Genomic DNA, 8,435 nt, shown 5'->3' on the forward strand with positions numbered 1-8,435 from the left:
GCATTAGACCAACATTGCACTTACTCGTAAATGTTGCGTCTATATTTTTTTATCCTTCCAAACCTAAATTATCCCTTTTAAATACTCGATCAGCACGGTAGCTAGAACGCACTAAGGGACCTGACGCTACTTCAAAAAACCCTTTTTTCAAACCAATTTGTCTTAATTCAACAAACGCTTCTGGAGTTACATAACGGACGATGGGTAAATGGTTTTTAGTAGGCTGTAAATATTGTCCTAAAGTCAGAATATCAACATTATGAGCTCGTAAATCGTCCATAGTCTGAATAACCTCTTCATCTGTCTCCCCTAAACCTAACATTAAACTGGTCTTAGTTAATACATCCGATCGATAACGTTTCGCATAGGAAAGGACATTTAAAGTTTGTAAATAGCCGGCTCTGTTATCGCGTACAGGATGAGTTAAACGCTCAACTGTTTCCACATTTTGCGCAAAGACATCCACCCCACTATCTAATAAGACCGCAATATCACGCTCAACACCTTGAAAATCGGGCGTTAACGCTTCTATTTTAGTTTTTGGTGAGCGCCGTTTAATCGCTCGAATCGTTTGCGCATAATGATTTGCACCACCATCAGGTAAATCATCGCGATTTACTGAAGTTAAAACCACATAATCGAGATTCATTAATGCTACAGTATTTGCGGTATTTTCTGGCTCTTGCTCATCCAGCCAACCCTGAGGATTACCAGTATCCACCGCACAAAAACGACAGGCACGAGTACATACTGCGCCCATTAACATAATGGTTGCGGTTCCATGTGACCAACACTCAGAAATATTGGGACATTTTGCTTCTTCACAGACCGTAGCTAAATGATGGCTTTGCACCTGTTTTTTGACATGATCGTAGGCTGGCGTAGTTTGATTAACAACACGCAACCATTTAGGTTTAGGTAAATACTCTTGAACATGCGCTCTTGATTTCACCCCATCTTTAATTGCTGTTACACCATGAGATGTTTTATATTTTTTCCCGCTTTCCACAACCACAGGAATATCAATGAACTTACTCATGTTTCTCACCTGAACAAAGAAGAAGAATAATGATCCCAAATCATCAGTTCGAGATCAAGTCAAATTTAAAAAACGGGCGCAAATGACCAATATTATTATAGTAAATACAGATACAACCAAATAAGATAGAAGCATTGGATAAGCAATAAAGCATAAGGCAATAGCCAAAATAAATAACAAGCCCCAATTGATTAATCTCGGTTGCCATGCGGCAAAACGTTTTAGCGAAAGCATCATTAAATAAAGAATAAGTATTAATAATAATGGCATAACGTATAAAAATTGATAAAGTAATCGATAAAAAGCAGCTTCAACCTTAGTAACAGGTAAATTGTTCAACCATTGTTCAAAAATATAAGCCCAATTCATCACGCAAGTTTGTTGATAAGCCATGATCATTAGTCCGAATAAAAATGCTAAGGAAAAATACAAAGCCTGATTGGTTTGCTTTTTATAATGTTGCACCACAAAATAAACTGCCAGTATACCCACCAAGGCAACAGGAATTCGCAACCACGGAAGCATTTGATAAAAAAAACTGGTGTGGGTTTGTTGTAAATAATGTGTCATTACTACTGACGTGATAAACAATAAACCTGCAATGATTTTTTTTTCTTTCTTCTCACCCACAAAAAGAAAAGCCAAAAAGCCAGCGAAACAAAAAAATGCGCATGGAGCAAAAGCATCGGTTATAGCAATGGTTACGATGTAAGTTAAAACTGATGGATGTTTTACCATTCCTGAATCAAATTTATTGGCATTAGCCCAATGCCTTAATGTATCGACTGTGGCTAATGTCAATGTGCCATTTATTTCAATTTGCTGTTTGCAATAATTAATTGCATGTAAAAGGTCTTTGCCGGTTGTCTCAGCAGAGGCAAAACCAATCCAACGTGATTCACAAAAATAGATGGAAGGAACTGAAAAATCATCCATATGCTGTTCACTTAATAATTCATTAAAGCGAAGCAAGGCATTTTTATCTTCATTGATGATGTTTCGTTTGATATGTAACTCAGGATGTTGTATTGCTAGATCACGAAAAAAAGCTTCTGCTTTATGACAATGGGGGCAAGTTGACGAAAGAAACATTTCTATTTCAAGTGTTACTTTTTTATCCGCACTCATTGTATACCAAGGTGACATTCCCTCACCCGACCATACATTAGTACTAAATAGAAAGAATAAGAGGAACAATCGATATACTGTTTTCATTAGGCATGATCTTAATTAAAAACAATACTATAACATCCGTAATCGTTCTATTAATAGGTTTGAATGTAATTTTCCAAATGTTCTATCATTCTGGCTTTATCTTCTAATAAATGAAAAAGCAAATCACCAATAGATAAAATAGCTATGAATTCATTATTCTCATCCCGAATCAAAATATGTCTTCTTTTAGTCTCGGTCATAGCCTGCATAGCTTTTTCTACTACATCGTTGGGACTAAGAATAGTAACTTCTTTATAGACAACATCAGCAGCCTTTCCTGTCGACATATTAACGCATTGATGCAAACAGGAACGAACTATATCGCGCTCACTGACCATACCAATAAGTTTATTATGTTTATCCACTACAACCAATGCACCTATATCAAGATCATTCATCAGATCAATACATTTTCTTATCGATTCTTCAGGATGGATATAAACAATTTCGCGTCGAGGTCTAGGCAAAACATTATGAATTAGGTCAGCCATTTTATTCTCCATATAATACAATAACTACACTTAACCTATTGTATAAATATAGTACAATATGGGCCATTTATATCAAAATTTTTATTTATAAACTAAATCAAAAGAACAAATGCATAAGTAACACCATGAACTAATATATATGTCTGCACACGTCAGGGATAAATCAATTATTTATGGGCGAACAATAATACGGTTTTCAACAGATTGCACACCAGGAACCTGACGAGCAATTTGCTCTGCCGTATCGCTTTGACGAATTTTTTTTACATAACCTGATAAAATAACAGTGTTTTGTATTGTTTCCACATGGATAGGGATAATTGCAAGCTCATCGTTACGCATTAATGCTTCCTGCACAACTTGAGACAAATTCATCGGAGACTCAAAAGAATGATTACTAAATGGACTACTAAACAAACCGCCAAGGTGGCCTGAATTTGACTGACATCCTGCTAATAACAGAAAAAAACTTGCAATACCTACAATGAATATATTTAACCAATACTTTTGCATGAAAAAATCTCCAATATATATAAAAGCTTAAGATCTATTTGACATTTCACCTGCTGGCTTCATTAGGTATTAATGTGAATTTAAAGCTTGGAGTCGTTTTTATGAATTAATCATACTCTGATCCATGAGTGATGACAATAATATTAAATATGGACACATGATGTTTTTCTACAAAAACATCTACTGAAATCAACTGCAAAGAGGCGCACTATTCCTCAATGCTTGATGAACAGTTTTTTCATAACTCTGATTAATATCCTATACTTACTTTATAAAATAATTGCAATGAGACAGACACCATGGTTAAGATGGCAAAAACTGTTACTGCTAAAAAAAATAGGTCAACGACTCGAAAAAAAAATAATCAAATTGAATTTACACTACAAAAATGTAACGATGATAGCTCTTACGAATTGAATAATCTGTTTGAATTTATTGATAAAACATATCAAGCTAACGTAGGAAAACTTACTGCAAGTATTAGTCCTGCCTCTGTAGGAACTGCTTATTTTTCTTGGGGAGCTCAGCTCTTACAAGCGCCAGGGACGATTCTGAAACTGGGGTTGTATCCGCTAATGCACTTTCCTAATTATCTAAGTAGTTTGATAAATAACGAGAAACCAGCAGAGGGTAACGATGTTCGTTTTCATACTGAAAACTGGAGTGTTTATCCTTGGCGACTCTGGGCTGAACAATTTCTGCAAATTGAACGCTGGTGTTTAAAAGCAACCCGTGAAATACCAGGCTTACCTGTACCCGTTCAACGAATCGTCTCATTTAGAATAAGACAATTACTCGACGCATTGTCTCCCTCTAATTTCGTTTTAACCAATCCTGACTTATTTAAAGAAACTATGCGTTCCAATGGACAAAATCTAATCCGCGGAACTGAATTAGCAATTCAGGATATAGTTGAAAAACTTACAGGTTCTCCGCCAGCTGGTGTCGAACATTTTATTCCTGGTAAACAGGTAGCAATCACTAAAGGAAAAGTTATCTTTAAAAATCATTTAATCGAACTGATCCAATATGAGGCTCAAACCAAAAATGTTTATAAAGAACCCATTTTAATGCTCCCAGCCTGGATTATGAAATATTACATTCTGGATCTTTTGCCTAACAATTCTTTGGTTAATTGGCTTACACAACAAGGTCATACCGTATTTATTATATCCTGGTTAAACCCTGGTTCTAAAGATAGAAATCTTGGACTTGAAGATTACTACAGACTAGGTGCCATGGCCGCAATTGATGCGGTCTCTCGAGCACGCCCCAAGACAAAAATTCATTTAATGGGTTATTGCCTCGGAGGAACCTTGGCGATGATCACTGCGGCTACGATGGCAAAAAATAATGATCACCGCATTAAAACCCTTTCCTTACTAGCAGCCCAAGGCGATTTTACTGAAGCAGGAGAATTATTACTATTTATAACCAAAAGCGAAGTTTCATTTCTAAAAAGCATGATGTGGGAGCAAGGGTATTTAGATACTAAACAAATGGCGGGTACATTTCAAATGCTTCGTTCTTACGATCTAATCTGGTCTAAGATGGTACAAGACTACATGCACGGAACACAACGAGGAATGATTGCCTTACTTGCATGGAATGCCGATGCTACTCGCATGCCTTATAAAATGCACAGTGAATATTTAGAAAAATTATTCCTTAATAATGATTTTGCTGAAGGACGATTTACCATAGAAGGAAAACATATCGTAGCAGAAAATATTCAGTTACCTGCTTTTGTAGTCAGTACAGAGAAAGATCACGTGGCTCCGTGGAAATCAGTTTATAAAACCCACTTATTAATTAACAGCGATATTACCTTTGTTCTAACAAATGGTGGGCATAACGCTGGAATAGTTAGTGAACCAGGCCATAAAGATCGCAGTTACCATATTCGTGAACGTAAAAAAGATTCATCGTACCTTGATCCTATGACCTGGCTCTCAGAAGCAGAGAAAAAAACAGGTTCTTGGTGGCTTGCATGGCATAAATGGCTCGTTAAACAATCAAGTCCAAGACAAATTAAATCACCTCTTCTTAATAAAAAACTACCCGATGCACCAGGGGATTATGTATTACAAAAATAGGACCTGCTAAGAGTATAAAAAATGAATAAAGATTATTATAAAATCATGGGATTAAGCCCAGAGGCAACTGAAAAAGACATTAAACTAGCTTATCGAAGATTGGCTCGCAAATATCACCCAGATATCAGCAAAGAAACGAATGCTGAAGAACGCTTTAAAGAAATGGGTGAAGCCTATGAAGTTTTAAAAGATCCCATAAAACGAGCCGAATACGATCAGTATCTCAAAAATCAAAAATTCAATGCTCAAGGTCAACAACAATCTACTTGGCATACGGAACATTCTGGTCCTTACCAAAGTCAAGGCACGCCATTTAATGATGATTTTTTTGAATCTTTATTCGGCCACTCACGTCACCGACAACAACCTATGGCAGGACAAGATTATCAAGGAAAAATTAATATTAGTCTAGAGGAGGCATTTAATGGAACCACAAGAAGCATTCAAATTCCTGCTCAGAAAAATTCAAAAACGAGCACCCAAACCTTAAAAGTAAAAATTCCTGCTGGAGTTAAATCAGGCCAACAAATTCGTTTAGCTGGGCAAGGAGCCCATGGATTTAATGATGGCCCACGAGGCGACATTTATCTTACTGTAAATGTGGATAAACACCCACTTTTTGATGTTATGGATAATGACATCTACCTTACGCTGCCAATTACTCCTTGGGAAGCAGCATTAGGTACCACAGTGATCGTCCCTACTTTAGCAGGAAAAATTGATTTAAAAATTCCACCGGGTTCTCAGAGTGGGCAAAAATTAAGATTGAAGAATCGTGGCTTACCTGGTGCCCCTTCAGGTAATCAATATGTATTATTAAAAATTATGACGCCGCCTGCAACTTCAGATACGGCTACTCACCTATATAAAAAAATGGCGGAAGAAATGCCTTTTAACCCACGCCATAAGCTGGGAGTATAAGGATGAACAAAGATAATATTCTAATCGGTATACTTATTGAAGAATCAGAAACAAAGACATATACCGAAGTATGCCATAAATACAACATACCTGAAAAATTGTTGATGGAAATGATGGAACAAGGCTTATTTGCTAATCAATCAACTGAAATTGAACAACTTAAATTAAATCAAAACGAACTACATCACATTGAATCTGCTTTTCGCTTACATCAAGATTTGGGTATTAATTTGCCTGGCGTGGTTCTTGCCATTGAATTATTGGAAGAAATAAAAAAATTAAAAGATGAGCTTAATATTTTGCGTAAAATTGTTGATTTCCCTTGATCATAAAAATGCTAGAATACTAGCAACAGCTGTTGCTCCTAATTGCAATAAAGTAATACAATAATGTCTTGGATATCTAATTAATAAGCAAAATCTATGCGCCCCATATTTATTATTTTGATTATCATCTTGGTTGTTTTACAACATAAATTATGGTTGGGAGATGGAAATTTAATTCAATGGGTATCTTTGCAAAAAAAATTGGTTGAACATGAACAGGAAAACAATAAATTGATCGCCCGCAATAAAGCTCTGGAAGCAGATATAAAAGAGCTTAAAAGTGGGGAGCAAGCCTTAGAAGAACAAGCACGTCATGAACTCGGGATGGTTAAGGAAAATGAAGTTTATTATCAGTTTGTTGATTAATAACACATTATCGATGTATTTCACATTGATGAACTTTATTAATATAAAGAAATTTTCTATGCTAGGCTGCTCAAAATTAAACAAAGAGTTTTTCTCTGCACCTCTTGATCCTACAATTAGTTTTACAGCAGGCAAGATGCAGGTTCAGCATGGCGCAGCTACTTATTCTATTGAATCATTGTCCACTTTAGAAAAATTACTAGCTGAAATTCGTTCAAAAAAAGAGCATCCTGTTTTACGCTATTTGGTTGACAAGTCATATACCGCGTGGTTTGCCCGCGAAACTCGAGTTGGTGTCGCTGCACCGAAACATTTTCAAATGACAGGAGATTCAATAGAAGAAGCGCAGTGCCTCACGGCAGGAAATATAAAATTTAAAAATTCTACATGCAAAGTTCTGAGAAGCATTAACCATCGCAGCGGCGACTTTTGCCCCTCATTTGATTCACTTCGGATATTTTTAGCCATACTTATTTTAAATGAAGAAATTTTATCTTTTAAATTACCTAAGGTACTTATTGTAAAAGAATTAATTAATAATAATAAATCCCGCAAATACAAATGGCCAATCTCCCAACTTAAAGAATGGGTAAATACTTTGAGAGATAATGATCAACTCATTAAAATGTTAACAAAGCAAGATGCTGATACCAAAACAGTGCGTTATGAAGCACTATCAAATTTCATAACGGAAACAAATGCCAACTAGATGACCGATTATATCAATTGTCTTTAACTTTTTTTGATTGTATCATTGTGGTCTGCAAAACATAACCTAATAAGATGATACAAATTCTCAAAATAGAATCTAAAAACCTCATAATATTAAGAAATCAGAACTTAACTGATGATCATATTCCTTCAATCTGTTTAATGTTAAAAGAATTTCCGAGTATTAAAAAACTTGATCTCAGCTATAACAAAATTAGTGATGCTCGTTTAGACGAACTAGTTGTCAACACTACACTAACTGATCTTGATATCAGCCATAACCCAATTGGTGATGCAGGAGCAATAAAGATAGCTTGGCGCAATACCACTCTGTCCAGCTTAGATGCTCGAGATACTGGAATTGGTGATATAGGCGTAAACGCGCTGACTCTCAGTACCACCTTGTCTACCCTTAATCTCGGTAATAACCAAATTAGTTGTTTAGGTGCAAGCGCGTTAGCTCTTAACTCCACGCTAAAAAGACTTCACCTTAGCAATAACAAAATTGGTGACACGGGTGCAGAAGCATTAACTGCCAACACCACCATAGAAGACCTTGATCTCAGCTATAACACTATAAGTGATACTGGCGCATTAAAACTGGCTACCAATACTACACTAAAGTTCCTTGATCTTACCGGTAACAAAAATATTAGTGATGTAGGTTTCAATACAGTAACTGCCAATATTAGCAGAACCATCTTCTTTGATAAATACGAGAATACATGTGGTGATACAGTGGAAATCATTTCAAAAT

At 35.9% G+C, this 8,435-nt stretch carries 9 protein-coding genes and 1 pseudogene; 6 read left to right on the forward strand and 4 right to left on the reverse strand.

Translation table 11 applies throughout. From position 1 onward, the window contains the following. Positions 1-49 precede the first annotated feature (49 nt). The 4 genes from lipA to WA877_RS02050 all read right to left on the reverse strand — a co-directional run bounded on the left by lipA (position 50) and on the right by WA877_RS02050 (position 3,258). Positions 50-1,039, reverse strand: a complete 990-nt coding sequence (lipA, locus tag WA877_RS02035) for a lipoyl synthase (RefSeq protein WP_425169276.1) — start codon at positions 1,037-1,039, stop codon at positions 50-52. Between the two features lie 54 nt (positions 1,040-1,093). Beyond that, positions 1,094-2,185 (reverse strand): hypothetical protein, encoded by a 1,092-nt coding sequence (locus WA877_RS02040; RefSeq protein WP_425169277.1) that lies wholly within the window; start codon positions 2,183-2,185, stop codon positions 1,094-1,096. Between the two features lie 119 nt (positions 2,186-2,304). Then, positions 2,305-2,745 carry a CBS domain-containing protein gene (locus WA877_RS02045; protein WP_425169278.1) on the reverse strand — a complete coding sequence of 147 codons (441 nt, stop codon included), beginning with the start codon at positions 2,743-2,745 and terminating at the stop codon, positions 2,305-2,307. Between the two features lie 171 nt (positions 2,746-2,916). Next, entirely contained in the window at positions 2,917-3,258 is a 342-nt protein-coding gene (locus WA877_RS02050) for a BON domain-containing protein (RefSeq protein WP_425169279.1), read from the reverse strand. 299 nt (positions 3,259-3,557) lie between these two features. Between WA877_RS02050 and WA877_RS02055 the strand changes: the two genes are divergently transcribed. From WA877_RS02055 to WA877_RS02080, 6 genes and pseudogenes are all read left to right on the forward strand, one after another. Next, positions 3,558-5,354: a PHA/PHB synthase family protein gene (locus WA877_RS02055; RefSeq protein WP_425169280.1), complete on the forward strand. Its 1,797-nt coding sequence runs from the start codon at positions 3,558-3,560 to the stop codon at positions 5,352-5,354. Positions 5,355-5,375: 21 nt separating this feature from the next. Next, a complete protein-coding gene (locus WA877_RS02060; RefSeq protein ID WP_425169281.1) occupies positions 5,376-6,275 on the forward strand; it encodes a DnaJ C-terminal domain-containing protein in 900 nt (299 codons plus the stop codon). A 2-nt stretch (positions 6,276-6,277) separates the two neighbouring features. Further along, positions 6,278-6,601: a chaperone modulator CbpM gene (locus tag WA877_RS02065; protein WP_425169282.1), complete on the forward strand. Its 324-nt coding sequence runs from the start codon at positions 6,278-6,280 to the stop codon at positions 6,599-6,601. A 96-nt stretch (positions 6,602-6,697) separates the two neighbouring features. Then, complete coding sequence (gene ftsB / locus WA877_RS02070; protein WP_425169283.1) at positions 6,698-6,967, forward strand: cell division protein FtsB; 270 nt, start codon at positions 6,698-6,700, stop codon at positions 6,965-6,967. Then, entirely contained in the window at positions 6,939-7,676 is a 738-nt protein-coding gene (locus WA877_RS02075; protein WP_425169284.1) for a hypothetical protein, read from the forward strand. Before ftsB ends, WA877_RS02075 begins: the two co-directional genes overlap by 29 nt. 164 nt (positions 7,677-7,840) lie before the next feature. Continuing rightward, positions 7,841-8,435, forward strand: a pseudogene (locus WA877_RS02080) (hypothetical protein); the annotation flags it as partial.

This window comes from Legionella sp., assembly GCF_049790535.1.
Lineage (GTDB): Bacteria > Pseudomonadota > Gammaproteobacteria > Legionellales > Legionellaceae > Legionella.